At 60.5% G+C, this 21,073-nt stretch carries 33 protein-coding genes; 13 read left to right on the top strand and 20 right to left on the bottom strand.

Annotated elements, in window-relative coordinates:
- Window positions 1–69 precede the first annotated feature (69 nt).
- Entirely contained in the window at window positions 70–1,137 is a 1,068-nt protein-coding gene (locus ACQR0Z_RS22970) for a N4-gp56 family major capsid protein (RefSeq protein ID WP_434920144.1), read from the bottom strand.
- A gap of 171 nt (window positions 1,138–1,308) precedes the next feature.
- On the bottom strand, window positions 1,309–2,229 hold the full coding sequence (locus ACQR0Z_RS22965) for a hypothetical protein (RefSeq protein ID WP_434920143.1): 921 nt from the start codon (window positions 2,227–2,229) through the stop codon (window positions 1,309–1,311).
- A 273-nt stretch (window positions 2,230–2,502) separates the two neighbouring features.
- On the opposite strand from ACQR0Z_RS22965, the gene ACQR0Z_RS22960 reads away from it, so the two are divergent.
- From ACQR0Z_RS22960 to ACQR0Z_RS22950, 3 genes are read left to right on the top strand one after another with little or no spacing between them, the layout of a single operon-like run.
- Entirely contained in the window at window positions 2,503–2,712 is a 210-nt protein-coding gene (locus ACQR0Z_RS22960) for a hypothetical protein (protein WP_434920142.1), read from the top strand.
- A 45-nt stretch (window positions 2,713–2,757) separates the two neighbouring features.
- Complete coding sequence (locus ACQR0Z_RS22955) at window positions 2,758–3,846, top strand: radical SAM protein (RefSeq protein ID WP_434920141.1); 1,089 nt, start codon at window positions 2,758–2,760, stop codon at window positions 3,844–3,846.
- A 3-nt stretch (window positions 3,847–3,849) separates the two neighbouring features.
- Window positions 3,850–4,470 (top strand): head GIN domain-containing protein, encoded by a 621-nt coding sequence (locus ACQR0Z_RS22950; RefSeq protein WP_434920140.1) that lies wholly within the window; start codon window positions 3,850–3,852, stop codon window positions 4,468–4,470.
- Window positions 4,471–4,554: 84 nt separating this feature from the next.
- Here ACQR0Z_RS22950 and ACQR0Z_RS22945 read toward each other — a convergent pair whose 3' ends face one another.
- The 8 genes from ACQR0Z_RS22945 to ACQR0Z_RS22910 all read right to left on the bottom strand — a co-directional run bounded on the left by ACQR0Z_RS22945 (window position 4,555) and on the right by ACQR0Z_RS22910 (window position 11,364).
- Window positions 4,555–5,313 carry a hypothetical protein gene (locus ACQR0Z_RS22945; RefSeq protein WP_434920139.1) on the bottom strand — a complete coding sequence of 253 codons (759 nt, stop codon included), beginning with the start codon at window positions 5,311–5,313 and terminating at the stop codon, window positions 4,555–4,557.
- On the bottom strand, window positions 5,313–5,453 hold the full coding sequence (locus ACQR0Z_RS22940) for a hypothetical protein (protein WP_434920138.1): 141 nt from the start codon (window positions 5,451–5,453) through the stop codon (window positions 5,313–5,315). Before ACQR0Z_RS22940 ends, ACQR0Z_RS22945 begins: the two co-directional genes overlap by 1 nt.
- Window positions 5,454–5,728: 275 nt before the next feature.
- Window positions 5,729–7,087 carry a hypothetical protein gene (locus ACQR0Z_RS22935; RefSeq protein WP_434920137.1) on the bottom strand — a complete coding sequence of 453 codons (1,359 nt, stop codon included), beginning with the start codon at window positions 7,085–7,087 and terminating at the stop codon, window positions 5,729–5,731.
- Between the two features lie 400 nt (window positions 7,088–7,487).
- Entirely contained in the window at window positions 7,488–7,721 is a 234-nt protein-coding gene (locus tag ACQR0Z_RS22930; RefSeq protein WP_434920136.1) for a hypothetical protein, read from the bottom strand.
- 560 nt (window positions 7,722–8,281) lie between these two features.
- Window positions 8,282–9,607: a PBSX family phage terminase large subunit gene (locus ACQR0Z_RS22925; protein WP_434920135.1), complete on the bottom strand. Its 1,326-nt coding sequence runs from the start codon at window positions 9,605–9,607 to the stop codon at window positions 8,282–8,284.
- Complete coding sequence (locus tag ACQR0Z_RS22920) at window positions 9,588–10,085, bottom strand: DNA-packaging protein (RefSeq protein ID WP_434920134.1); 498 nt, start codon at window positions 10,083–10,085, stop codon at window positions 9,588–9,590. The genes ACQR0Z_RS22925 and ACQR0Z_RS22920 overlap by 20 nt, the downstream gene beginning before the upstream one ends.
- Before the next feature lie 97 nt (window positions 10,086–10,182).
- The gene (locus ACQR0Z_RS22915; RefSeq protein ID WP_434920133.1) at window positions 10,183–10,629 is read right to left on the bottom strand and encodes a hypothetical protein; all 447 of its coding nucleotides are present in this window, start codon (window positions 10,627–10,629) and stop codon (window positions 10,183–10,185) included.
- A gap of 393 nt (window positions 10,630–11,022) precedes the next feature.
- Entirely contained in the window at window positions 11,023–11,364 is a 342-nt protein-coding gene (locus ACQR0Z_RS22910) for a hypothetical protein (RefSeq protein WP_434920132.1), read from the bottom strand.
- A gap of 306 nt (window positions 11,365–11,670) precedes the next feature.
- Here ACQR0Z_RS22910 and ACQR0Z_RS22905 point away from each other — a divergent pair, with 306 nt between their 5' ends.
- A complete protein-coding gene (locus ACQR0Z_RS22905; protein ID WP_434920131.1) occupies window positions 11,671–11,913 on the top strand; it encodes a hypothetical protein in 243 nt (80 codons plus the stop codon).
- A gap of 315 nt (window positions 11,914–12,228) precedes the next feature.
- Here the strand turns inward: ACQR0Z_RS22905 and nusG are convergent, their stop codons facing one another.
- The 9 genes from nusG to ACQR0Z_RS22860 all read right to left on the bottom strand — a co-directional run bounded on the left by nusG (window position 12,229) and on the right by ACQR0Z_RS22860 (window position 16,464).
- A complete protein-coding gene (gene nusG, locus ACQR0Z_RS22900; protein WP_434920130.1) occupies window positions 12,229–12,828 on the bottom strand; it encodes a transcription termination/antitermination protein NusG in 600 nt (199 codons plus the stop codon).
- Between the two features lie 207 nt (window positions 12,829–13,035).
- Entirely contained in the window at window positions 13,036–13,701 is a 666-nt protein-coding gene (locus tag ACQR0Z_RS22895) for a hypothetical protein (RefSeq protein WP_434920129.1), read from the bottom strand.
- Window positions 13,702–13,882: 181 nt separating this feature from the next.
- Complete coding sequence (locus ACQR0Z_RS22890; protein ID WP_434920128.1) at window positions 13,883–14,119, bottom strand: hypothetical protein; 237 nt, start codon at window positions 14,117–14,119, stop codon at window positions 13,883–13,885.
- A 22-nt stretch (window positions 14,120–14,141) separates the two neighbouring features.
- A complete protein-coding gene (locus ACQR0Z_RS22885; protein ID WP_434920127.1) occupies window positions 14,142–15,017 on the bottom strand; it encodes a hypothetical protein in 876 nt (291 codons plus the stop codon).
- Window positions 15,018–15,031: 14 nt separating this feature from the next.
- Window positions 15,032–15,187, bottom strand: a complete 156-nt coding sequence (locus tag ACQR0Z_RS22880) for a hypothetical protein (protein WP_434920126.1) — start codon at window positions 15,185–15,187, stop codon at window positions 15,032–15,034.
- Window positions 15,188–15,225: 38 nt separating this feature from the next.
- A complete protein-coding gene (locus ACQR0Z_RS22875) occupies window positions 15,226–15,384 on the bottom strand; it encodes a hypothetical protein (protein ID WP_434920125.1) in 159 nt (52 codons plus the stop codon).
- Between the two features lie 10 nt (window positions 15,385–15,394).
- Window positions 15,395–15,682, bottom strand: a complete 288-nt coding sequence (locus tag ACQR0Z_RS22870; RefSeq protein ID WP_434920124.1) for a hypothetical protein — start codon at window positions 15,680–15,682, stop codon at window positions 15,395–15,397.
- Complete coding sequence (locus ACQR0Z_RS22865) at window positions 15,679–16,065, bottom strand: helix-turn-helix domain-containing protein (RefSeq protein ID WP_434920123.1); 387 nt, start codon at window positions 16,063–16,065, stop codon at window positions 15,679–15,681. Before ACQR0Z_RS22865 ends, ACQR0Z_RS22870 begins: the two co-directional genes overlap by 4 nt.
- 36 nt (window positions 16,066–16,101) lie before the next feature.
- Window positions 16,102–16,464, bottom strand: a complete 363-nt coding sequence (locus ACQR0Z_RS22860; RefSeq protein ID WP_434920122.1) for a hypothetical protein — start codon at window positions 16,462–16,464, stop codon at window positions 16,102–16,104.
- Between the two features lie 58 nt (window positions 16,465–16,522).
- Here ACQR0Z_RS22860 and ACQR0Z_RS22855 point away from each other — a divergent pair, with 58 nt between their 5' ends.
- Window positions 16,523–16,765, top strand: coding sequence for a hypothetical protein (locus ACQR0Z_RS22855; protein WP_434920121.1), 243 nt, complete (start codon window positions 16,523–16,525; stop codon window positions 16,763–16,765).
- A 5-nt stretch (window positions 16,766–16,770) separates the two neighbouring features.
- Here ACQR0Z_RS22855 and ACQR0Z_RS22850 read toward each other — a convergent pair whose 3' ends face one another.
- Window positions 16,771–16,998, bottom strand: a complete 228-nt coding sequence (locus ACQR0Z_RS22850) for a hypothetical protein (RefSeq protein WP_434920120.1) — start codon at window positions 16,996–16,998, stop codon at window positions 16,771–16,773.
- 45 nt (window positions 16,999–17,043) lie between these two features.
- Between ACQR0Z_RS22850 and ACQR0Z_RS22845 the strand changes: the two genes are divergently transcribed.
- The 8 genes from ACQR0Z_RS22845 to ACQR0Z_RS22810 all read left to right on the top strand — a co-directional run bounded on the left by ACQR0Z_RS22845 (window position 17,044) and on the right by ACQR0Z_RS22810 (window position 21,071).
- Window positions 17,044–17,412 (top strand): helix-turn-helix transcriptional regulator, encoded by a 369-nt coding sequence (locus tag ACQR0Z_RS22845; protein ID WP_315729014.1) that lies wholly within the window; start codon window positions 17,044–17,046, stop codon window positions 17,410–17,412.
- 310 nt (window positions 17,413–17,722) lie between these two features.
- A complete protein-coding gene (locus tag ACQR0Z_RS22840) occupies window positions 17,723–18,124 on the top strand; it encodes a hypothetical protein (protein WP_434920119.1) in 402 nt (133 codons plus the stop codon).
- Window positions 18,125–18,140: 16 nt separating this feature from the next.
- The gene (locus tag ACQR0Z_RS22835; protein WP_434920216.1) at window positions 18,141–18,812 is read left to right on the top strand and encodes a SprT-like domain-containing protein; all 672 of its coding nucleotides are present in this window, start codon (window positions 18,141–18,143) and stop codon (window positions 18,810–18,812) included.
- A 28-nt stretch (window positions 18,813–18,840) separates the two neighbouring features.
- Window positions 18,841–19,650 carry an ERF family protein gene (locus ACQR0Z_RS22830; protein ID WP_434920118.1) on the top strand — a complete coding sequence of 270 codons (810 nt, stop codon included), beginning with the start codon at window positions 18,841–18,843 and terminating at the stop codon, window positions 19,648–19,650.
- A gap of 11 nt (window positions 19,651–19,661) precedes the next feature.
- Window positions 19,662–19,979, top strand: a complete 318-nt coding sequence (locus ACQR0Z_RS22825) for a YqaJ viral recombinase family protein (RefSeq protein ID WP_434920117.1) — start codon at window positions 19,662–19,664, stop codon at window positions 19,977–19,979.
- 17 nt (window positions 19,980–19,996) lie between these two features.
- On the top strand, window positions 19,997–20,278 hold the full coding sequence (locus ACQR0Z_RS22820) for a hypothetical protein (RefSeq protein WP_434920116.1): 282 nt from the start codon (window positions 19,997–19,999) through the stop codon (window positions 20,276–20,278).
- Window positions 20,275–20,679 carry a recombination protein NinB gene (locus tag ACQR0Z_RS22815; RefSeq protein ID WP_434920115.1) on the top strand — a complete coding sequence of 135 codons (405 nt, stop codon included), beginning with the start codon at window positions 20,275–20,277 and terminating at the stop codon, window positions 20,677–20,679. Before ACQR0Z_RS22820 ends, ACQR0Z_RS22815 begins: the two co-directional genes overlap by 4 nt.
- Complete coding sequence (locus tag ACQR0Z_RS22810; protein ID WP_434920114.1) at window positions 20,676–21,071, top strand: hypothetical protein; 396 nt, start codon at window positions 20,676–20,678, stop codon at window positions 21,069–21,071. The genes ACQR0Z_RS22815 and ACQR0Z_RS22810 overlap by 4 nt, the downstream gene beginning before the upstream one ends.
- Window positions 21,072–21,073 lie beyond the last annotated feature (2 nt).

Raw genomic sequence — 21,073 nt, 5'->3', positions numbered from 1 at the left:
CCTTTCGAAGGGCATGCAAACGACGACGGCGGCCAATCGGCCGCCGCCTTGGGTCACAATTCGAGTGCGTCAGTGCGCGACCGCGAAGGTGGTCACCGGGATGGTCGCGAAGTCCTGGCCGTTGAAGACCGACTTCTTGATGCCCCACACGGTCTGTGCCGACACGCCAAGTTCACGCTCATAGTCGAAGAGTTCCTCTACCCATTTGAAGTGCGAACCCTTGGCGAACTCCTTGCCGAAGCCGACCGCGCCGGCCTGAGCGCCGCAGAACACGGCGCGCCGCGTGTTCGGCACATAGGCGCCGGCATTGGAGATGCCGAACGGCAGCCGGCTCCACTTGTGCAGGATCACGTTGTTGTACTCACCGAGCGCGCCGGTGTAGATCGGCGATTTCGACGCCGCGCCGCCGGCCAGCGCCGCCTTCTCGATGTCCAGCCACTGGCCGGTCGCCGTGTTCGTGCGGAGATCCGTGGCCTGATAGTTGTGGATGAACATCAGGTATTTCTTCTCGCCGTTGACCTTGATGGGCCGGATCAGCGGCGAGGCCGTCTCCGCCCGCTCCACGCAGGCATCGATCAGGTTCAGGTTGAACTTGGCCGTGTTGTCGCCACCGACCGCGGCGTCGTCGGCATAAGCCGCCGGGCGCACGATCTTGGTTGCGGGCGTCACCGCATTGTTGCCGGCATAGCGCGGGTCGGTCTGCAGGTGATTGCTCGCCAGATGGTTCGCCATGCAGGTGTCGAAGCGGTCACCGAACCAGTCCCGCAGCCCCGACTTGCACTCGTTGCGCAGGTTGAACGGCACGCGCTGTGCATCGATCGTGCGCTTGTTCTTGGCCCGCGTCGCATGCGCCAGCTCGTTGATGACGAGCGCATCGTTGTAGGTGGTCAGGTTCTCTTCGTTGCCCTGCAGGGTCTGGCCTTCGGTCACGCCGTCGCCGGACAGCTGCACCCGCAGGCCGATGGTGACTTTGTCACCGGCGTTCTGGTCAAGTTCGGTCTTGACCTGGATCATGTTCGAGGACTCCTCGCCCATGAACCGGCCGAAATAGGTCTCCTTCAGCGCCTCGACGTTGAGTTTCTTGGCCCACAGCTTGTTGCTGAGGGGATCGTTGACGGCATACTGCGTCACGGACATGCGTGATGTCTCCGAGATTGGAATTTGGTGATGGGGGTTGACCGCGTGACGCTGCGGTCGAGCGCATCACCGAAATTCCGCCCTCGGTGCGGGCTGGCGCTGTGACGGCGCACCGGCCGGAACGCGCGATCGAGGCTCGCGCGAGGCCCTTAATTCACACTGACGGGCAGATCAGCCGCCCATCAGCCGCTTTGCCTTGGCCGGGTGCTTCTCCACCCAGGCCTCGAACTCATCCATCGGCATCGACAGCAGCCGTTCAGCCGTCATGTCGGCGTCGCCAGTCGAGCCGCCGGTAATGTTGAGGCTCTTGTTCGCGGCCTGCCCGCGCGCGATCGCGTCGAGTTTTTCCGCCGCGCCGGTGTCCGGCTTCTTGGCGTCCGCCTTCACGTAACCGCGCTGCGTCGCCAGCGCGTACAGCATCTCGGACGGGCTCTTGCCCTTCTGAAACGCCATCTGCGCAATGGCGAACTCGTCCGCCGTGAGAGCATCGTGCAGCGCCTTCGGATCCTCGTAGCCGATCGCCCGCAGCTCGGCGGCGCGGGAGTTGAGCAAGAACGCATAGGCCGCCTTGAAATCCGGGGTGGTCTGCTCGAACTGCGCCGCGTCGGAGCGATAATCCTGGACGAACTTGGTACGCTCATCGGCCGCTGTCCGCTCCGCCTTCGCGGCCGCGTCCTGCCCGTCGAGACGCGCCTGCAGCGCCTTCACCGCGCCGAAGATGTCATCTTCGGGGTTGGGCGGACCGTCCTGTTGCTGCGGCTGCTCACCGGGCTTGCCACTCGCGCGTTCGAGCACAGCGAAGCGGCCCTCAAAGTTGGCGAGCTTCTCGCGCGCCTCGCGCAACTGCCGGTCGAGATCGCGCCGCCGGGTGCGCTCTTCTTGCAGCGCCGCAAGCGGCACATGCTGCGGTGCCTTATCTTGCGGCTTGGGCGCTGCCTCCGCCGGATTGTCGCCGCTGTTCGGCGCGTCGCTAATACTTGTCGCGGTGCTCTCCGAGCCAGCCTCTACTTCGATGCTACTCTCCCCGCTCGATTCAAAAAAGGCTGCCTCTTCCGGGGAGAGCAAGTCCCCGAACGTCGTCTCATCAGTCATATATCAAACTCTCTGCCGGATCTGCCGGCAACAGGTGCGCGGCACCCGCCCGCGCGCGGAACTTCGGTTAAGGCCAGGATTAGCCAGTACGACGAGTAGTCCAATCGATTGCGCGCCCTACAGCAGGTGATGGTCGTCAACTTTGCAACCACGAGCTATTGACAATCCCTCGTCTGGGTGCATCATTACTGACGCGCAACTTATGTGAGAGGTTTCCGAGCGCGCATCGGTAAAACGTCAGGGGTTAATTCGCACTATAGGGAGAGAAAAAAGATGGCCGGCCAAACAATCATAAACTTCGATGGGCTTTCCGCTGATGCTGCCGATAAGCTCGGCAAGGGCTTAGTAGAGGCCGCCAAAGCAAAGATCGAGGCGATAGTAAAAGCCTCCGAAAAAATGTCACCAGATGATACCTTGAAAGTGGAACGTTTGCTTGGCGGAGTGCTTCGCGCAGACGGCAACTGCGGGAATGGATGCGCCTGATCCGCTTTTTGCAATCAAGACATCGAATTTCTTGAGGATGCGGATATGCTGAGCCGCCTAACGATAAATTCCACCCAAACGTGCAATCTAGGTTGCAAATATTGCTACGCAGCGGGTGGTGATTACGGCGGCCCGGCTATCCGGATATCACCTTCACTCGCTGTCGAAAAATTACGCCAAGCAGCTGAATGTCACTCGATAATAAAGCTGGTTCAATTCATTGGCGGCGAACCCCTCCTCAACCTCTCCGCGATGCAGGCCGTAGCTGAAGAAGCGGTAGCCCTCTATGAGAAGGGCGTCTTGCACGAAAGACCTGCGATCAGCGCAATTACCAATCTCACAATACTTTCTGATGAGCACCTTAGGCTTTTTCAGAATTATCAGTTCCATTTAGTTGTCAGTTTAGATGGACCATCACTCGTTCATAACGAGCTGCGGCCAACAAAGCAGGGGAAGGGTAGCTTTGACGATATCGTACTTAACCTCCAACGCATTAGAGAATGTCGTATCGCCTTCGATATAGAGTGCACTTACACCTATAGGCACCTGGAATCCGGCTTATCAATCATTGATATTCTCAAATACCTTAATGAGTACGATCCTGGCCAAATTGATGTTGTTGTAGTTTCTACAGCACCAGGCGATCAGTTGGGATTTAATGAATACGGACGCTGGCGTGACGCCGTCAGGTTACAGCTAGATGCACTGAACTTTTCGCTTGACGAACTCGAATATGGTCGGATTGTCCCTTATGGCTTGCTGATTGAGACGCTAGGACAGATCAGAGCTCCTGGAACTGACAACTTCTGTCCGGCAGGAGTTACAAACCTTGCGATCGCAAGCGACGGAGATCTCTATCAATGCAATATGTTCACAAACAACCCTCGATACAAAACTTCAATCGAAGCCAACGATGAAGTCATTACCAAATCTCAAATCACGGAGTGCCGTAAGTGTTGGGCTAGGCCCTGGTGTAGGTCTTGTGTTGGCAACATGGAAATCAGAAGCCCTGGTGATCCACATCCTTATTTGCAGCACTGTGAAACGCTTCGAGGAGCCATTTCGATAGTGGCCCAGCGACTCCCAGGCGCTCTAGAAAGCGCGCTTCAAACGGTTTCTCAAACTATAGCGTAATTCATGGCAAGCCGTGAGCTTCTTCTCTCCCCTTTTAGCAGCCTCGCTCTTTCGATTCCCGCATTGGTCGCGGTAACGCAAGGCGACAAGCAGAGGATTAGCGCGCGGGGTGACGATTCTCTTATCGATTTACTTGCCCTCGTTGTTGAGAATCAAAAGTGGAACATCCAATTTTTGTCCCAAAATGCTCCTCCAGGCGAGTTAGAGATCTACGTGACGCTACCGTCCATCGATTCACTTTTTATTCTGGGATCCGGTGACATTCGTTCTCAAGGTGTATTGCAGGTGAGCGATGTGGCGTTGTCGATCCAGGGATCGGGTGGGATGAACCTAGACATTAGGGGAAGGCATGCTGAGACGAGCATCTCTGGATCTGGCAATCTGGAATTGTCGGGTCAATTGGACGATTGCTCAGTTGTTATTTCCGGTTCTGGAAACTATCTGGCTCTCGGCCTCGCGTCACGGGACGCGAATGTTAAGATATCGGGGTCTGGAATTGCTGAGTTGTTCGTGACGAATAAACTAAGCGCGAGAATTAGCGGAAGCGGTAATGTATACTACGTTGGCGCCCCAGTACTCGACGTGCGGATTACAGGTTCTGGTCGCGTTGTAAGACGAAACTAGCCATTTGCATCGCTCCGCTACATCATTTGACCGCGACAGTGTACGGGCGGCCAGTCCCCGCAAGATAGTATTGATTGCTATTAATTATGACGCGATAAGAATGATTGTTTTCTCCTCTCGCCGTTTCTCGGTCACCCGCACCGCTCGTATCTCAGCTTGCGTGCGGTTGGATTGCGGAGTCGGCGCACTGGTCACCGGAGACGGCCTTCCTATCGGCTCGAACTTCAGAGCGCTCCGAAGATCAACGGGCGGCGGCGCCCTCCGCGAGATTTTCGCGAGCTGCTTGGCCTGCTCCAGCTCGAGCCGGAAGTGTCCGACGCCGCCAAGCTTGAACTCGTAGTCGTCGCCTGTACGGAAAAGATCCGTAGGCGATGGCGACAGCACGATTACCGCCCCGGCCGCAGCCTCCAGCACCGTATCGTTCGCGGCAATGGCCGTGGCCTGGAAAGCGCCAAGCGAAGCAATGATCGCCGGCACGAGCGGCGCAGGCTCGAAGGTGATGGCAACGGATGCGCCTGCAGCCAGCGACGTCTGGCTTGTGGCGACCGGGCCACCGCCGAGCGCGACCGCGCCGGTAACCGCCGCTTCCGAGATCGTGAAGGACGCGGCCAAGCCGGTGAACGCGAAGGCCGTGACCGATTCAGGCCACGCCACCCGAAACGTTGCCGTGACGCCCGAGAGCGCGGTTGAGCTGGCCGCGGCGGCCTCCGCGATCGAGAAGCCGGCCGCATTCCCGGAGACGACCAACGAACCCAGGCCGGCCGTCAGAACGACGGCCTGTTGAGCGTGCGGCAGATCGCCGAGGGCGAGCCGCGCAAGCGCGTCAAACCCGAGCAGCGACATTAGTAATACTCGTCAATGATGATGATGCCCGAGCCGCCCGCCCCGCCAGAGCCGCCGCTGTTATTTCCTGGGCCGGCTGTGCCGGCCTGCCCAACCGAGTAGGCATATGAGGCCGCCGGAACGACGATGAGCTTTTCCAAGTAGGCTCCAGCCGCGCCGCCGCCGCCAGCGGCGGTCGATGCGCTAACGTAGCCGCCACCACCGCCACCCCCGCTACCGGAATTCGTGGCCGCAGCGGCGCCGCTTGCACCAGGACTGCCCGGCCATCCACCCGTGCCAGAGCCACCAAAGACAGATGCGCCGCCAGTAGCCCCTGTCGCCGACGTACTGGCTCCTGCCCCGAAGCCGGCGCCGTAACCAGACGGTCCCGTCGCACCACTGATGTTGATGTCACCCCCCCGTCGCGGCTCCGCCACTATTGGAGGCCCCGCCACCACCGCTGCCGCCGGCTCCGCCGCCCGCGGAGAGGAACGAGGTGCCGAACGTCGAGGCTGTGCCGGCACTGCCGTTCGATCCCGAGACACCGCCGCCACCTCCGCCGCCGCCACCGCCGATCATGCGCACCAAAAGCGCCTTGCATCCGGTTTTCGTGGTGGCCGCGCTCGACGGCAATTCCGCCCTTGGCGCTGGTGTTCATGATGTGCATCGTCTGCGACATCCACTTGTTGGACCAGCGCGCCGGGTCCTTCATGGCGCGGACGATGCCAAAGAACGAGTTCTTGTTGCGGTCGCGCTTGCCCGTGATGCACTTGAACGAGAAGTGTCCCTTGACCGGCGCGTCGCCGATTTCGAGCAGCGCATTCCCGAGGTAGGCCTGACGGAACACCTTCCGGGTGGTCTTGACCACCTTAGGCATCTGCACGCCAGCGAGCTTATATTTCTGCTGCCAGTCCCGGTATTCGTCGGTCGAGAGCGTCAGGCTGCTGTCCGGGTTGGACGGGTCCACCATCAGATAAGCTGGCACCCGCTCCCACCATTGGGCGCGGACCAGCGTCACCGTGTTATCGTCGGCGTCGCCATCGGTCCGGTTATTCTCGGGGCGGCTGTAGAAATTCGCGTCGTTCTCATGCGGCGACGCGCCATCCCGCCGGTCGTCAACCCAGGTGGCGTTGTAATCCGCATCCTCGAACGGCCGATCAGGATCGCCAGGGCACAGCGCCCGCGCCTCGTCGATCGGCACGTCACGCCGGATATGGAAGATCCGGCGTGCATCCACGAGGTTGCGCTTCTTGGCGCCGCTGTCCCACACCATTTCGAGCGGGTCGACGCGGTCGACCTTGGGCTGGCCCTCCGGATCGTCTTCATAGTCGAGCCGGGTTTCGGTCCAGCCCATACCGCACACGACGGTATCCCGGAATGCGTCGCTCTCCTCGTCCTCCGCGTCGCACTGCTGCCGAAACCACTTCGCCGCCGAGGTCAGCAGCTCGTTGACCTTCACGGCGCCCTGCTGGCGCGGCAGGTACTGCACCTCCTGACGGTTGGCGACCTCCTGCCCCGCGACACTGTCGACCGTGACGCCGATCCGGTTGAACACCACGATCGGCCGGTTCATCTCCTTGAGGATGTTCTTGTCATCCTCCGTCAGCTGCTCGCCGGCCTCGAAGGCGAAGTCCTCCCGCGCCTCTTTCCGCCAACGAGTCTGACCGTGGCTATCATAGTCGCGCTTGAGCCAGCCCTTCAGCATTCCAAACAGCGCGTCAGCATCGATCGCCACGTTGGTAGCCGCGCTCTCACGCCCGCCGCTGCCGGCGTCGTTTTGCAGTTTGTCGATCATTGAATCCTTTCGGGATCGGCGAATACGCCACGCAGCGCGCGCATTTCTAAGAATTCACAACCAAGACTTGATTTCGATCAACGTACTCATAGACGGCTGCGGGCAACTTCTGAAAAATCTTCGCTTATCAGGGTGGATCGCATGGCCTGCTATGAAAGGCTCCTAGCGCTCGTGGGCGCGTCGTTGATTTACGGAATTGTGGACAACGCGGCGGCGCAGTCGAGCTTCGATCTCCCGCGTAGCGGGGCCTCAGACATCCCTAACGTGGCCGTCCCGAAACCCAAGCCCGGCTTTGATCGCTGTCTCGGAGGGGCTGAATGGGATGGACAGCGCTGCAACTGCCCAGCCGGTACAAGTTGGGTTGGAAGCAGTTGCAAGCAAAGCGGGAGTCGAAATGGTGTTAGCACAGGAAGATAGCAGCGATGAGCGCAGCCAACCGACACCCAGATGGCTCATTGGCGCTCAGGTAGCGCTGGTGTTCCTGATGTTGCCCAGCTTGAGCCCGATCGCACATGCCGAAGGCGAGAACGAATGCACCCGCCGGGCGACTTTGCTGAGGCAGGCCATTGCCAAATGCGAGAGGTTGATACACCACGCCCACAACGAGTGCCCGATCACGGTCGACTTTGAGCACCGAACGGTCTCCTTGGACCAAGCCAAACGTCTAGCAGACGACTATGAATCCGCGGCATCTAGAGTGGTCTGGAAACAAGTGCCTGGCTACTTTGAAGCGCCGCGGGCCGGAACTCCGCAAACATGCAGCACTTTCCTCGGAGACGAGATTTCCAAGACAACGATCGTTCATTGGTGCCGAGAGAGAGAACAGCCTTTTGCGCTTCCTGTCCCTGGTCGCGGGGAGGCTAGCTTCAATTGCATCTGTCATTGGAGACCTCTCTATAGCGTCGTCGAGAGGTTATGCAGGCTTCCCGTCACCGAAGAAACCGTGGCGTGCGGATTGCGTCAAACGCGGAGCATTACTCGGCAGCAGACGCTTTACCAGCGCGAAGGAATACTGTCGAACTCTCATCCTACCACCCCCGGACTCACCACCGGTTCGGGTTGTTTGTGCAGGCCGCCGGAGGGCGGAAAAGAAGATACGTGCTACTAGTCGGCAGCCTGCCAAACAAGCATTGCCGAAGGGCGCATGATTTGTCCTCCTCGGCCGGCAACAGCTCACAATGCTTGGATTCACCCTTAGACACTCTCCCATGACCCGCCACGGGAACGCCAGCGTGAGCCGAAATAAGGCCGTCGAGCAGGCGAACGCCCAGGCGGCCCATCATAAGCAATACACATAAGCCCGAAGGCGTCGGCACCGTGTGAACTCCAATCGTGGTTTGGTCCGAGGCCCACGTTGCGCTCGTCGTCCGAGCGCCTCTCGTGATACCAGCCGAGCGCCTCGCGGCCGGCTTCCGTGGTGCTTTCGTTGAAGAACACACGCGGGAAGATGCGCCGGGCGGTCTCGATGCGAGCCCGAGCAGCGCCGGCGCCTTGGTTCGGGATCACGATCACGTCGAAGCCAGCCTCTCGCAGTGCGCCCTCATAGGAGGTTGCGAACACCTTGTCCCCTTGCGCGCCGTCGTGCGGCAGATAGATCAGCGCATTGTCGTACTTGCGCTCCCGGAGCCAAGCCACGTGCGTTGCGAGTGGCTGGCCTTGGGCCTCGTAGTAGTCGAGGACGTTGACCTTCTGCCCGACGAACTGCGCAATCCAGATCGCCGCCGCGTCCGCCCGCGCGCCCGTCCCGCCGATGTCGAAGAACGCCTGCACCCGCATGAGCGGATCACGCGGGACGAAGTCGACACGTTTCTCGGCCTTCGCCAGCGCCAAACTGGGAACGTAATATGCGCCCTCGACCACGGTCCGGAAGCCACCTTCCCAGATCCATTCGTACTGATCGGCGCGGTTGGCGAGATCGTCGCGCCGCGTCTTGTCGAGGATCGAGGGAAACCAGGGGTTATCCCGCCAGTTCAGTTCGATGATGCGGGCGCCTTCCGGCGGCTTCTCCCGAAACCGAACGTGCGTCGCGCTCTTCTTCCGCTCCGGATTCCAGGTGACCCAGATCTCTGCGCCTTCCTCGCGTACGGTCGGGATCGCCTTGACCCATGCCGTCTCCGAGACGTTCTCCGCCTCATCGACCCACAGCAGCAAAATGCGCGCCTTCGATTTGATGCTGTCGAGGTTGTGGCGCAGGCCGACGAAGGCGAAATAGATCCGGCCGCACTTGGTACGGATATAGGTCTCGCCGCAGTCGAAGGCGTCCGCAAGCCAGCGCTCGGACGAGATCGCAGCCTTGACCTCTGCAAAGGACGAGTCCGCGAGCGAGTTCATGAACTCGCGCCCGCAGACGATCATTCCCTCTCGGCCTTCCCTCGCCCACATCAAAGCCCGGACGGCCGTCATCTTCGCGAAGGAGCGCGTCTTGGCAGAACCACGGCCGCCAAAGGCGCCGCGGTACATGGCCTCTCCGGAGAAGACGGGAACGAGCTTGGGCGGCAGCTCAAGCCTTGCCGTCGCCATGGTCAGGCACCGGCGCGGCGACGAGCTCAATCCGCGTGATCTTGTGCTCGTGAGCGATCGGGCCGCCGGCAGCGCCGGTATGCTCCGACTTGTCGGCGAGTCCGAGATCGCGGGCGATGATCGCCGGGTTCAGCAGCTCCGCCGCGGCCCCCTGGAACTTCTGAGTGCGAATGATCTCGTCCGCTCGCGAACAGATTGGGGAAAAGCCTTCCTTCTTCCGATAGTCCTGCCAGGTCGCAGGACAAATATCCAAGAAGATACAAAGACCTGAGACGGTCATTGCACGCATCTTGGGAAGATCGGTCGTCTGGATGCCGTCCTTGGACGAGAACGCCTTGGTCTCGTACAGCGGATTGGCCTCGATCCACTCGAAGTATTCGCAGCAGGCCGCCCATAGCTGGTCGGGCGAGGAGAACGCCGGATTGCGCCCGTGCGAACTGCGAGCCTCCCAAAACCTATTGCCGATCGGAGCGGCCATCACGAGCACCAGCAGTGAACGGCCCACCAGATGAGCGCCGCCAGAACAGCGCAGGCCGCGCCCCCGAGCCGCAGGAACGAGCCGATACCATGAATGTTCACGACGCCTCCCCGAGGGCATTCGTGTACTGCCCCATCATCGCCAGGAAGTCGTCGGTCTGGGCGTCGAACTTGTCAGCGACCGCGCCAACGGCACTCATCGCGTCTCGCTGCCGGGAGAGTGTCGCTCGGAGCCGCTCGACATGCGCCGCCTGGATCTCACTCATCATGCGCACATGCTCATCCATCAGGACTTTGACGGATTGAGCGGCGTTGCCGGTCGTGCTCGCCGGCTGCGGCGCCGCCTGGACGGGCACAGCACCAGGCGCGGGCCTATCCGGGATCATGATCACCGGCGGAAGCTTGATCGCGTCGCGCACCGCCGCCTCGATCGCCTGATCGGGCGCCGCAGCGTCGACACTCGCAGCATAGGCGCCCCAACGGAGCACGATCCGGCCGGACTCGAAGCCCATCGTCAGGGTCTCGATACCAGGGACGTCAGCCATCCTTGCCTTGAGATCAGCAATCGACATTGGGGCGCCTCGCGTGAATGTTTGGGTGCCTCTCCACCCTGTCACGTCGCCTTTGCCGCTTCGCAATATGCAAGCGTGTGTCGGCCCGCGGAACGTTGTGCGGTGTTGGTGCCAGTGCATTGTCCCGCCTGCTCGACCTACTCACCGGTGGAGCGTCGGCTTTCGTTCTAACTCAGAACGCGATTACGAGCGCTGCGGTTGACCAGAGTTGTTAATTGCGCCGTCAGCGAGATCTTCGGGCACAAGCCTCCATGCGGGTGAAGTACGTGAGTTCACTGGCTCGAAGAAGAGAAGCAAAATTGGCGCTCCCGCTCAATCACCTTCTCTGTTGATAAGATGTTTATGATACGAATAACGCCTTCTAGCTCAATGCAGTGTAGAACGAGAGATCCTCGAGAGCCTCAGCGGAGCGCACTCGGACTTCGAAAACTCAAAGACCCATGTCGGCCGATAGTACGCGATGATCGGAAGCCGACTCTTCATATAGTCGAAGAGCTCTTGCTCCATACCGTCAAACTCTGACAGCGAAACCTTAGCAGCCTGCTTGATGCCTAGAGAGTAAGCCGTGCTTATCAAGACACCCCAGGCGACTAAATACTGCTCAAACAGATCCTGCGCGATTAGCGCAGGCAATGTTTCAGCAAAGTCCAGGACTAATCGAGAATCGATTGGATAGTGGTTCGCGAACGCTGGATGGATGCTCATCATGCCACTCACCTGCTTGCGATTTCAGCATTGATTCTTGGAACCAAGAGCACAATAAATCAATCATTTCGGCATACTTTTTACGCTTAAATCGCATAATTTTGGCACACATCCCCTTGAGCCGTATAAAAATACCTCTATTTATATAGACTTAGCCTCTAATTCGCTCGCCGGTAACCGCAAGCAATAAGACCGTACAGATCAACCTCTAAGGCATAATTTTTACTTGAAAATTACGCCGTAATGGCATACTTCTTAAGTCCTTGATAGTGCCCTGCCAAGGCACCTCCATTTTGAGGGTGACATCCGATGAACACCAAACAGGATGCGTCTACCGACCGCGTCCGCATGACGATCGATCTATCTCGCCGGCTGAACGAAAAGATCGAGCAGATCGCCAAAGAAAAGGGCGCATCGAAAGCTGACGTAATGCGTCTCGCGATCGAATTCCTGGAAGCGGGCATAAAGGCAAAGGAAGACGGCCTCAGCGTCGGCGGCTGGGGAACCGACGACAAGGGCAACCGACACGAACGCGAGTTCGTTGGTTGGTGATCATCGAAGGGCGGCACGAAAGTGCCGCCCTTCTTTCTCGGAGCCAAAGATATGAGCGTTATTAAGGAGCAAGTACCGCTAAAGCCGGCTACTAAACAGGGGACGGGCGACCTAAGAGAGCTGAGCAACTACCATACTAGGCGCATGACGTATGGTGCAGGAACTGCTATGATATTTGCAGCTCTTCTTACGTGCTTCTACATTGTTCTTCACGGTGGCTATTCAGAAAAACTAGAAAACCAAGCCTGGACGTTGGCCACATTTATACTTGGCGCGGTCGTTGGCGTCCTATATCGCAACAACGATTGATTGGAGTCAGCGCCTCAGCCAATTCTGTTGGCAGGCTAAATCGCCGCACTGTGGTTGATCTCTGCGCGTGTGCCGAACATAATAGCCGAACGCAGGTCGAACCGAGTTGCGCGCGATGATTTTTTCCCTACGACCGTTATGAAAGCGAACTAGCAGCTTTCTATCCTTTTCGTAAGCGGTAACCGTCGCGAGCCAGTTTTCAAATTCACCTTCAACAATCGCAACCCGAGCCCCCACTGGAATCGGTACGTGGTCGATCTCGTCGAACTCGCCAGCCATTTGCCGATGCAACAGATCCTCAACCTCTGCCCGAGGCATCGGCCAGGGCGTGCCAGCGCTCGAAATGATCGCCTCGACGCCGCGCGTTGCGGTTAGCGGGCCGAATGACTGCTGCGGATAACTCACCTCAACGAACATATACGATCCGAGCAAGGGCCGCTCGACCGCCTTCTTGACCCGCGCGTGGCTCACCCAGCGCCGGAGCTTCGGAAGGAAGACGCGGTAGCCGATCGCGGAAAGCGCGTTCTCAACCTGCCGATGGCTGTTCGGCTGGACCATGATGCAGAACCACTGCGGCCCGTTGAATGAGATTTGCGGCTCTTGCATCGTTCCCTCCCCCGTTGGCATCGAGATGTTCTGTCTGATTTGCGATTCGTGCCGAAGCGCCCCCTGCGAGTTGCCCCCAGCCTGCCAACAGATTTCTTGAACTTAACTTGATGCTATCCGACGCCCGCGCACCAGACGCAACCGGACTTTCCCGACAGAAAGTGCTATTCGGTCTTGACGCGAAGCAGACCGTTAAACCGCAAAGTGTCAGATGTGACCAATTAATTTTGCGCCGAGCGCAAAGGCACCTGCCACCAGAGCCGCCAGGCCAACGAGAACACCCCACAGCTGCGCTAGCCGAAGGCCACCTACCAACTCCCGTATAGTAAGGTCGGCAGGCGATTTCGACGGCGGATCATTGACAGCTTTGATTGGAGCCGCTTGGTAGGCATCTACTTTCGATTTCCAGTCCGAGAGGACGCCGTTAAATTCATTCGTGGTCAATGCCGATGGAACGGGCTTGATCGACTGCACATACCAATCGTAGCCCCGCTCCAGCAGTCCCTCGCTCTTTAGCCCTGACTCGACAAGAACCATGAGCGGAAGCCGTCGACTGTATGCCATTGCCGCTTCGATATGGTTCCATGGCGTTGGCAACCTGACGTTAGACAACTGCGTTTCGCTGGGACCGCCCCGCTTGTCGATCCCCGATGGGAAGAACGTGCGTTCGAGAGCAATGACGACGGCACCATGGCAATTATCGAACAATTCAACCACCTTCTTCAGTGGTGCATCAGAACTAAAGGCGTTCCGGCCAACAGTTTGTGGGTTGAGACCTTCGCTTCGTAGTCTATCTTCAACAGCACGAACGAACGCCTCTTGCTCCTCGTTAGACGCCGCGCCGACGCTTAGAAAGACGTTCCGAGTTGCCATATACGCCTCCTGAAAAGCTAGCAGGTGATAAGGTTATCGGGAACTACGGCGCTGACGCAATCCTCCGCCATTATAGCCGTTTTTGGCCCATGGCTGCCCTGAACGTAGACCGAGAGGCATCCGCGGCCAGCGACGACAGTGCATTTTATGGATCAAATATTGACCAACCAAGGGACAGTGCTCAGCGTTTCCGGCCAAACCGTTGCTCGAACTCCGCCCGTTCCCGCAGCTGCCTCATGCGCCGCGCCTCCGCTGCCTCAGCGAGCCGGCGCGGCTGCATGCGGGCCTCGCACTCACGGTAGACTTCGGCGACGCTCGGCAGGAAGTCGCAGCGGATCGGCAGGCCTGTCGCCGGGTGCGTCGCGTCGCGGATGACGTCCTCGGGATAGCGCGCCAGCACCGCGGTAATGGCCGCCACGTATGTTTCCGGATCGTAGGCATCAGCCCGCCGATAGCAGCCGAGCAGGAGCCGGGCGCGCTCCGCTGCGTATCTGGTCAACGTGCCCGGGGCCGTCGTCGAACCGGTTGAGGGTTTCAACGAGGCGGTCAGCGGCTTGAATGACGTTTCCGGCTTGTGGCCTTCCATGACTTGCGATCCTTACGGTTGGGGCTGGTTTGACTTCGACGACGGGCACAGGAGCACGCTGGCGCGCGACCTCCTCGGCGATGGCTTTCTCGAAAAACTGGACGCTGGCGGCAGGCGAGCCCGTCTTGCGCGCCGCGGCCCCCTTCACCGCGGCTGTGATGATTTCCGGCGACCAACCCTGGTTGAGCCAGGTCTGCACGCGCAGCGGCGCGCCGCACCAGCCAGGGGGCCAGAACGCCGGATCGTGGCCGGCGATGATCAGCAGCTGCTCGGCGAGATCCGACGCCGCCTTGGCGATCAGCGAGCCCGTGCGCGGCTCGTCAGCAACAGCAATATCTGTTTCTGTATCTGTCTCTGCTTCTGGGGGCGTTACTGTAACGGCCGCTGTAACGTTACACTCGCCGTTCCCTGAAACGTTGCTCTCAACGTTGCGCTTCTTCTCGCGGTGACGTTTCACGCGATCGCTGGAGCTGTCGCTTGCGAACTGGCGCCCGTTCCAATTGTGGGGCGCAATCCCCTCCTCGTCCGGATCGAGGAGACCCGCAGCCTGAAGCGCCCCCAGGATCGAGGCGAGCCGCTCCAGGTCGAGCCGCAGCAGGAACGCCAGATCATCGACCGGCGGCAGCCGCCCGCCATTCTTGGACGCGCAACAGAGCAGCGCGACCCACTGCCAGCGCACGGCCTCCGGCAGCCGCATCACCTTCGGATCGTTGATGACGTCGTCGTACATCCGGAACCATCGGCTCATTGTCCAACCTCAGAGGCAGCGCCGGTCTGTTTTGTTTCGTACGAAACAAAATCTTTCACGGCTTGATCGGGGATTTCGATTTCAACGCACGCGATACGATCGCGGCCGGCCATCCGGTCGGCCAGCCGGCGGGAAGCGTAGACGGAGCCCATCGCTCCATTCAGTGGCCGATAGACGTTCGCCCAGGCCTTCACAGCGCGCCCGCGTCCCGCAGGAGCGCCAGCCTGTTGGTAACGACGCTCTCGGCAACGCGCAGCACGCGCGCAATCGCAAGCGTGTCGAGGCGGTCGCTCCGCCACAGGCGAATGATGACCTCGTCCAAGGTGGACGGCAGCTCGAGCATGCTCATCGCGGCGCCCTCAATCGACATAGGCGTGGATTGGCGCGGCCTTGGCGACGCGCTGGCGCGTTTCGAACAGGCCGGCGGCCTTCGGATGGCACGAGGCGAACCAGCGCGACAGCAGCGCCGTCCAATGGTCATTGCATTTGAAGGCGCGCTCGCCCTGCTCTACCTGCCGGTGCCAGCGGATGCGATGCAGGATCGCGTCGGCGGAGTAGCGCACGAAACCCTGATCCACGAGCCCCAGCGCGATCGCCTCGAACTGGTCGCAGACCTCGACAGGGACGCCCTCTGGGTACGCGCTCATTGCTGCACCCCCGTGATGATCTGGAACAGCGTCGCGACCTCATGGGCGAGATCGGCATCCAGCAGCATGGCGCGCTCGATGTTCCGCACACCGTGCACGACGGTCGAATGGTCGCGGCCGCCAAGGAGCCGCCCGATCGTGGGAAAAGACAGCGGCGTCAGCTGCTTTCCCAGGTACATCGCAACATGGCGCGGCCGGACGACGTCGGAAGTGCGACGCTCGCACCGGATATCGAGCGCCGAGACGTGATAGAATTGGCAGACAGCCTTGATGATGCTGGCCAAGCTCGGATAAGCCACGTCCGCCAGCAACGATTGGGCAGGCGCGACAGTCAGATTGCGCAGCGCGGCCGCCTCACGCCGCTCCAAGGTCGCCGACTGCATGGGAGTGAGGGCGCTCATTGCGCGCCCTCAAAGGCTTCACTCGGGCCGACCTTCGCCGCACAGCATGCGAGCCACGCGCTCAAGGCGAGCAATGTCCTCGCGATAATAGTTCGGGTCAGTTGCATTCATTCCACCGATCAGAGCTCGATATTTCTCGGCCAGCGCGAGCGCTTCGTTGCGCGCCGCGATGATCGCCGCCGCTCTCCGGACATCGCGCGCCGCGTGATGTTCCGGATCGTTGATTTCCCCGTACCAAAGGCCCTTCACCATTCGGAACGAGACCGTTTCCGTGCGCGTCTTCAGCGCCTCCTTGATCGTTCTGGGCACCCGCGAGAGCCAGCTTTCGCGCGTGTCACCCCACCGCCTGGAGCCTGCCAGGATCGCTATTTCGGTACGCATCACTTCACTCCGGAACGCTTTTCCAACTTTTGGAATCGCTATGGATTCGAATCACGCCATGACGAACGACAATGACAATGAGCCCCTGACCTTCCAGCCGGTCGCAGCCTTCACCGCGCTGCTGTTAGGTCGAGACGAAAAGCAGGATGAACAACGAGGCTGTGGTCCCGAGACCGGTGACCAGGATCAGGAGAAGCGCGACCAGCACCGCGCATATGTCGAGCAGCGCCTGCGAGAGCTTGCCGCGTTTGAGGGACGAGCCAGCGGCCAAATTCCCCGACGTTCCATCAAACGAGGATGAAGGCGTCATGCCGCCGCCCTCGACCGCTTTGCGGTCATGCCCCAAAGGGACTCCGGCGCACACATGCCGCGCGCGTTCAGCGCCCGCGAGAGCGCCATCTGGGTACGCCAAGGGAATTTCCCGAATGTCTTCCACATCGAGACGGTCTTCGGGCGCGCGCCGGTCAACTCGGCAACGGGGATATTCCCACCCAATGCCGCGATAACTTCAGCCGTAGTTGCGAGCTGCTTCATGCTCCACAGCATATTCCAAGAATTTTGGAATTCAAAGAGCCAAAAATGTTTCTTGGCGAAATTTTTTGGAAACGTGCAATTTTAAGAGCTATGGAAGCAACGCGAGCCGACTCGAAAGAAGCTGTTGCCGCCCGACTGCGCTTGCTCCGCCAAGTCGTAGCCGGCGGCAATCAAACCGCGTTTGCTGCCCGCCTTGGCATCGAGGTCAAGCGCTGGAACAATTTTGAGCGAGGATCGCCACTCTCGAAAGAAGTGGCGATCCTGATCGTGCAGAAGTTTCCGGACATCACCCTAGACTGGCTGTTTCTCGGACGATCTGACGGTTTGACCGTCAAACGTCAGCGGGAGCTTGAGCAGGCTGGAAATAGCGGGATTACCCCGGCGGGCCGCCCCTCCTCATCGCGCGGCGGCTGACCCTTCTCGGCAGCCAAGAACTCCAGCACCAAGGTCTTCGCCAGATCCAAAACGGCGATAGCGTCTTTGGTGTTCTCAGGTAATTGCGCCACGATCTGAACCGCGTGACGCCTATGCCAATTCTCTTCCATTCGCAGCCGTTTCAACTTGTGTCTGAAGCTCGCACCAAATCATGGGCACGCTAGATGCCGCAACCGCGAAAGAGGTAACATAATAGTGGAACTAATTCCAAATTATTTTGAAAATTCGCTTGAGTTTCCAAAATTCTTGGAATATTACTCGTGCATTCCAGATCGCACGAGGCCACGAAATGTCCGGCTACTACGCAGCAAACCCGCACCACGCCGCACCAGATTTCTCTGAGGATCGCGAGCGCCTGGAACGCTGCGAGGAGTCGGCGGCGTGGTTCTTCAATGACGCCACGAAGGCCCAAAAGGCCGCCTACGATAAGGCGATGGCCGATCTGCGGTTCTTGACCGGCCCGCGCTATGATCGCGCCCGCGCCGAGGCTGATCGCTCTTGGCGCGAGGGCACCGCTGATGCCCGCGCGCTGTACGAAGAGACCCTTCAGGACCTGCTCCGCGACGGCGAAGTCTCCGAGGAAACGGCCGAGAAGTGGGACACGCTCGAAGCCGCGCAGTCGGCCAAGGCTGCTCACACTGCGATGATGTCGCAGTTTGACACCGCGCTTCGCATGCTCCGGAGCGCGTGATCATGGGCGCTCTTGTATCGTACGAAACACAAATTCCGATGGACGCCGGCCCGACCGCGAGCTGAACCGCGCCTATGATTTCTTCAACGATCGGCTGTTCGGCGGAGAGCTTCCGCGCTGCCTGATCACCATGCAGCGGCACAAGGGCGCCTACGGATACTTCTCGCCGGATCGCTTCGGCTCGCGTGATGGCGAGGTCGCCGACGAGATCGCGCTGAACCCGACCCATTTCGCGCATCGGACGCTGCGCGAGATCATGTCGACGCTGGTGCACGAGATGGTGCACCTCTGGCAAAAGCACTTCGGCAAGATGCCGCGCGGCGCCTACCACGACAGGCAGTGGGCGAAGAAGATGCACGAGGTGGGCCTGCACCCGTCATCGACCGGCGGTCCCGGCGGCAAAGAGACTGGGCAGAAGGTTTCCCACTTCATCAAGGATGACGGCCCGTTCGCCCGTGCCTTCGCCGATTTCGAGCAACTCGGTATGAACGAGCTGTTCGGCGATCGTTTCGCCGAGAGCGAGAAGGCCGCGAAGTCCCGCGCCAAGAAGCGCGCCAGCAAGACCAAGTTCACCTGCGAGCAGTGCGACCTCAACGCATGGGCCAAGCCCGATGCGCGCCTGATCTGCGGCGAGTGCTCCGAGCCGATGGTTTGCGAGGAGCCCGACGAAAACGAGCAGGACGACTAACCCGCCTCCCCTCTCCGGAGTATCCCACATGACTGTCATCGAGACCTCAACAGCGCTCGCCGAGCGCAAGCCCCGTGCCGTGCGCCGCCCGCCCGCCGCGGTCCCCGCGGCCGCCGGCCCGTTGGACATCGTCCGCGCCGCTCTCGAAACCGGCAACGTGGACATGTACCGCGAGGCTGTCGCGCTGATGAAGGAAATGGACGCCTTCGCCGCGCGCAAGGCGTTCAACAATGCGCTCGCCGACGCTAAGGCGCAGCTTCCGATCATCCGCAAAAACAAGCTGGTCGACTTCGAGAACCGCGCCGGCGACCGCACCACCTATTGGCATGAGGATCTGGCCCAGGTGGTCGACACCGTCGCACCGATCCTGAGCAGCCACGGGCTTTCCCATCGCTGGCGGCTGCAGGGCAAGCCGGGCGAGCCGGTCACCGTGACGTGCATCATTTCGCACCGCGACGGCCACCACGAGGAGAACACCCTTTCCGCGGGCGCCGACACCTCAGGCGGCAAGAACCCGATCCAGGGCGTGAAATCGGCCGTCTCCTATCTGGAGCGGATTACGCTCATGGCCTCGCTTGGCCTTGCCTCGAAGGGCGATGACGACGACGGCTGCAGCACCAGCGAGCAGACCGCGCCGCCGGCTGCATACGAGCCACCGCCGGGTGCAATCACCGAGCCGCAGGCAGACAACATCCGCGAGCTGCTCGAAAGCCTCCGCGTCAGCAAGACCGCCTTCCTGACATGGGCTCGGCAGAAGCGGATCGAGGACATCCCGGCCGACCACTACGAGTCGTGCGTTTCGAAAATCAGGGAAGTCGGACAGCAGGTGCGGAAATGAGCGAGGCAACCATGCAGGTCATCAACTGCGAACAGAACTCGGCCGAATGGTTGCGCGCCCGCATGGGCATCCCGACCGCGTCGCAGTTCTCAACCGTCCTAGCCAAGGGGGAAGGCGAGACGCGCCGAACCTACCTGCTCAAGCTGGCCGGCGAGATCATCACGGGCGAGCCGATGGAGAGCTTTTCGAATGAGCACACCGAACGCGGCCACAGAATGGAGGCCGAGGCCCGCGACCTCTACGCCTTCCAGACCGGCGCCGCGCTGGAGCGCGTCGGCTTCATCCGCAGCGGCCGCGCCGGCTGCTCGCCTGACAGCCTGACAGCCTGATCGGCGACACCGGCGGCTTGGAAATCAAGACCAAGCTGCCGCACCTGCTCGCCGAGCTCATCCTGAAGGACGAGTTTCCGGCCGAGCACAAAGCCCAGGTTCAGGGCACGCTCTGGCTCAGCGGCCGCGAGTGGTGGGACATCTCCGTCTATTGGCCGGGCATGCCGCAGTTTGTGAAACGCGCCTATCGGGACGAGCCCTACATCCAACGGCTGGTCGTCGAGGTCGAGCGGTTCAACGCCGAGCTCGACGAGATCGTGACGCAGATCCGCAAGCGCGGCGAGGCGCTGGCAGCATGACCGGACGCGCGCAGATCGTCATTCAGCGACGCTCGGATCGCGAATTGGCGATCCAGTGGGCGAACCGCGCGGCGCCGGGAACACGCATCGAGTTCAAGGGGCCACAGCGCACCGTCGAGCAGAACGACCGCATGTGGGCGATGTTGACCGACATCGCCCGGCAGAAGCGGCTCAACGGCCGCCGCTACTCGACCGATCAGTGGAAGGTGATCTTCCTGCACGCCTGCGGGAAGGAGGTGCAGTTCGTGCCCTCGCTCGATGGCTCGACCTTCCTTCCCTATGGGCAATCGTCGTCCGACCTCTCCGTCAAGGAGATGTCGGAGCTGATCGAATTCATGTTCGCATGGGGCGCCGAGAACGGCGTGGCCTGGAGCGATCCGAAGCAGGCGGAGGCGCAATGAACCTCCGCGGTCACGAGCGGACTGAGTTTCCGCAATCGGTGCGCAAGGCGGCATTCATCCGCTGCTGCAAGCAGGGCACTCAGCCCGGCGTTCCTCAGTGCGAGAGCTGCGGCAACGTCCTGCGCTCCGGCGCGATCATCTTCGAGCACGTCATTCCGGACGGGCTCGGAGGCCTGCCGGTGCTGGAGAACTGCAAGATTCACTGCACCGTCTGCGCCGACATCAAGACGCACACCGAGGACAACCCGCGCATGCGGAAGGCCGACCGCGTGCTGAAGCGCGCCTACGGGCTCGAGCCGACGACGCGCGCAAAGATCAAGAACCGAGGGTTTCCGAAGGCGCCGCCGCAGCGGAGGGCCTCAGCACCAATCAGGAAATGGAAGGGCTTCTAGGA

Origin of the sequence: Bradyrhizobium sp. HKCCYLS3077 (assembly GCF_051167555.1) — a bacterium.
GTDB lineage: Bacteria > Pseudomonadota > Alphaproteobacteria > Rhizobiales > Xanthobacteraceae > Bradyrhizobium.
Note: the sequence above shows the minus strand (reverse complement) of the source record. Positions and strands in the feature narration are given on the sequence as shown.

Bases quoted from the DNA above. Each gene is read 5' to 3' on its own strand.
- ACQR0Z_RS22855 (WP_434920121.1), top strand. From the start codon at position 16,523: ATGACGAACGACAATGACAATGAGCCCCTGACCTTCCAGCCGGTCGCA.
- ACQR0Z_RS22810 (WP_434920114.1), top strand. From the start codon at position 20,676: ATGAACCTCCGCGGTCACGAGCGGACTGAGTTTCCGCAATCGGTGCGC.
- ACQR0Z_RS22950 (WP_434920140.1), top strand. From the start codon at position 3,850: ATGGCAAGCCGTGAGCTTCTTCTCTCCCCTTTTAGCAGCCTCGCTCTT.
- ACQR0Z_RS22840 (WP_434920119.1), top strand. From the start codon at position 17,723: ATGTCCGGCTACTACGCAGCAAACCCGCACCACGCCGCACCAGATTTC.
- ACQR0Z_RS22955 (WP_434920141.1), top strand. From the start codon at position 2,758: ATGCTGAGCCGCCTAACGATAAATTCCACCCAAACGTGCAATCTAGGT.
- ACQR0Z_RS22935 (WP_434920137.1), bottom strand. From the start codon at position 7,087: ATGATCGACAAACTGCAAAACGACGCCGGCAGCGGCGGGCGTGAGAGC.
- ACQR0Z_RS22915 (WP_434920133.1), bottom strand. From the start codon at position 10,629: ATGGCTGACGTCCCTGGTATCGAGACCCTGACGATGGGCTTCGAGTCC.
- ACQR0Z_RS22850 (WP_434920120.1), bottom strand. From the start codon at position 16,998: ATGAAGCAGCTCGCAACTACGGCTGAAGTTATCGCGGCATTGGGTGGG.
- ACQR0Z_RS22895 (WP_434920129.1), bottom strand. From the start codon at position 13,701: ATGGCAACTCGGAACGTCTTTCTAAGCGTCGGCGCGGCGTCTAACGAG.
- ACQR0Z_RS22970 (WP_434920144.1), bottom strand. From the start codon at position 1,137: ATGTCCGTGACGCAGTATGCCGTCAACGATCCCCTCAGCAACAAGCTG.
- ACQR0Z_RS22845 (WP_315729014.1), top strand. From the start codon at position 17,044: ATGTTTCTTGGCGAAATTTTTTGGAAACGTGCAATTTTAAGAGCTATG.
- ACQR0Z_RS22945 (WP_434920139.1), bottom strand. From the start codon at position 5,313: ATGTCGCTGCTCGGGTTTGACGCGCTTGCGCGGCTCGCCCTCGGCGAT.
- ACQR0Z_RS22925 (WP_434920135.1), bottom strand. From the start codon at position 9,607: ATGGCGACGGCAAGGCTTGAGCTGCCGCCCAAGCTCGTTCCCGTCTTC.
- ACQR0Z_RS22875 (WP_434920125.1), bottom strand. From the start codon at position 15,384: ATGAGCATGCTCGAGCTGCCGTCCACCTTGGACGAGGTCATCATTCGC.
- ACQR0Z_RS22860 (WP_434920122.1), bottom strand. From the start codon at position 16,464: ATGCGTACCGAAATAGCGATCCTGGCAGGCTCCAGGCGGTGGGGTGAC.
- ACQR0Z_RS22870 (WP_434920124.1), bottom strand. From the start codon at position 15,682: ATGAGCGCGTACCCAGAGGGCGTCCCTGTCGAGGTCTGCGACCAGTTC.
- ACQR0Z_RS22830 (WP_434920118.1), top strand. From the start codon at position 18,841: ATGACTGTCATCGAGACCTCAACAGCGCTCGCCGAGCGCAAGCCCCGT.
- ACQR0Z_RS22880 (WP_434920126.1), bottom strand. From the start codon at position 15,187: ATGGGCTCCGTCTACGCTTCCCGCCGGCTGGCCGACCGGATGGCCGGC.
- ACQR0Z_RS22885 (WP_434920127.1), bottom strand. From the start codon at position 15,017: ATGTACGACGACGTCATCAACGATCCGAAGGTGATGCGGCTGCCGGAG.
- ACQR0Z_RS22920 (WP_434920134.1), bottom strand. From the start codon at position 10,085: ATGGCCGCTCCGATCGGCAATAGGTTTTGGGAGGCTCGCAGTTCGCAC.
- nusG (WP_434920130.1), bottom strand. From the start codon at position 12,828: ATGCAAGAGCCGCAAATCTCATTCAACGGGCCGCAGTGGTTCTGCATC.
- ACQR0Z_RS22965 (WP_434920143.1), bottom strand. From the start codon at position 2,229: ATGACTGATGAGACGACGTTCGGGGACTTGCTCTCCCCGGAAGAGGCA.
- ACQR0Z_RS22825 (WP_434920117.1), top strand. From the start codon at position 19,662: ATGCAGGTCATCAACTGCGAACAGAACTCGGCCGAATGGTTGCGCGCC.
- ACQR0Z_RS22865 (WP_434920123.1), bottom strand. From the start codon at position 16,065: ATGCAGTCGGCGACCTTGGAGCGGCGTGAGGCGGCCGCGCTGCGCAAT.
- ACQR0Z_RS22815 (WP_434920115.1), top strand. From the start codon at position 20,275: ATGACCGGACGCGCGCAGATCGTCATTCAGCGACGCTCGGATCGCGAA.
- ACQR0Z_RS22960 (WP_434920142.1), top strand. From the start codon at position 2,503: ATGGCCGGCCAAACAATCATAAACTTCGATGGGCTTTCCGCTGATGCT.
- ACQR0Z_RS22910 (WP_434920132.1), bottom strand. From the start codon at position 11,364: ATGATGAGCATCCATCCAGCGTTCGCGAACCACTATCCAATCGATTCT.
- ACQR0Z_RS22905 (WP_434920131.1), top strand. From the start codon at position 11,671: ATGAACACCAAACAGGATGCGTCTACCGACCGCGTCCGCATGACGATC.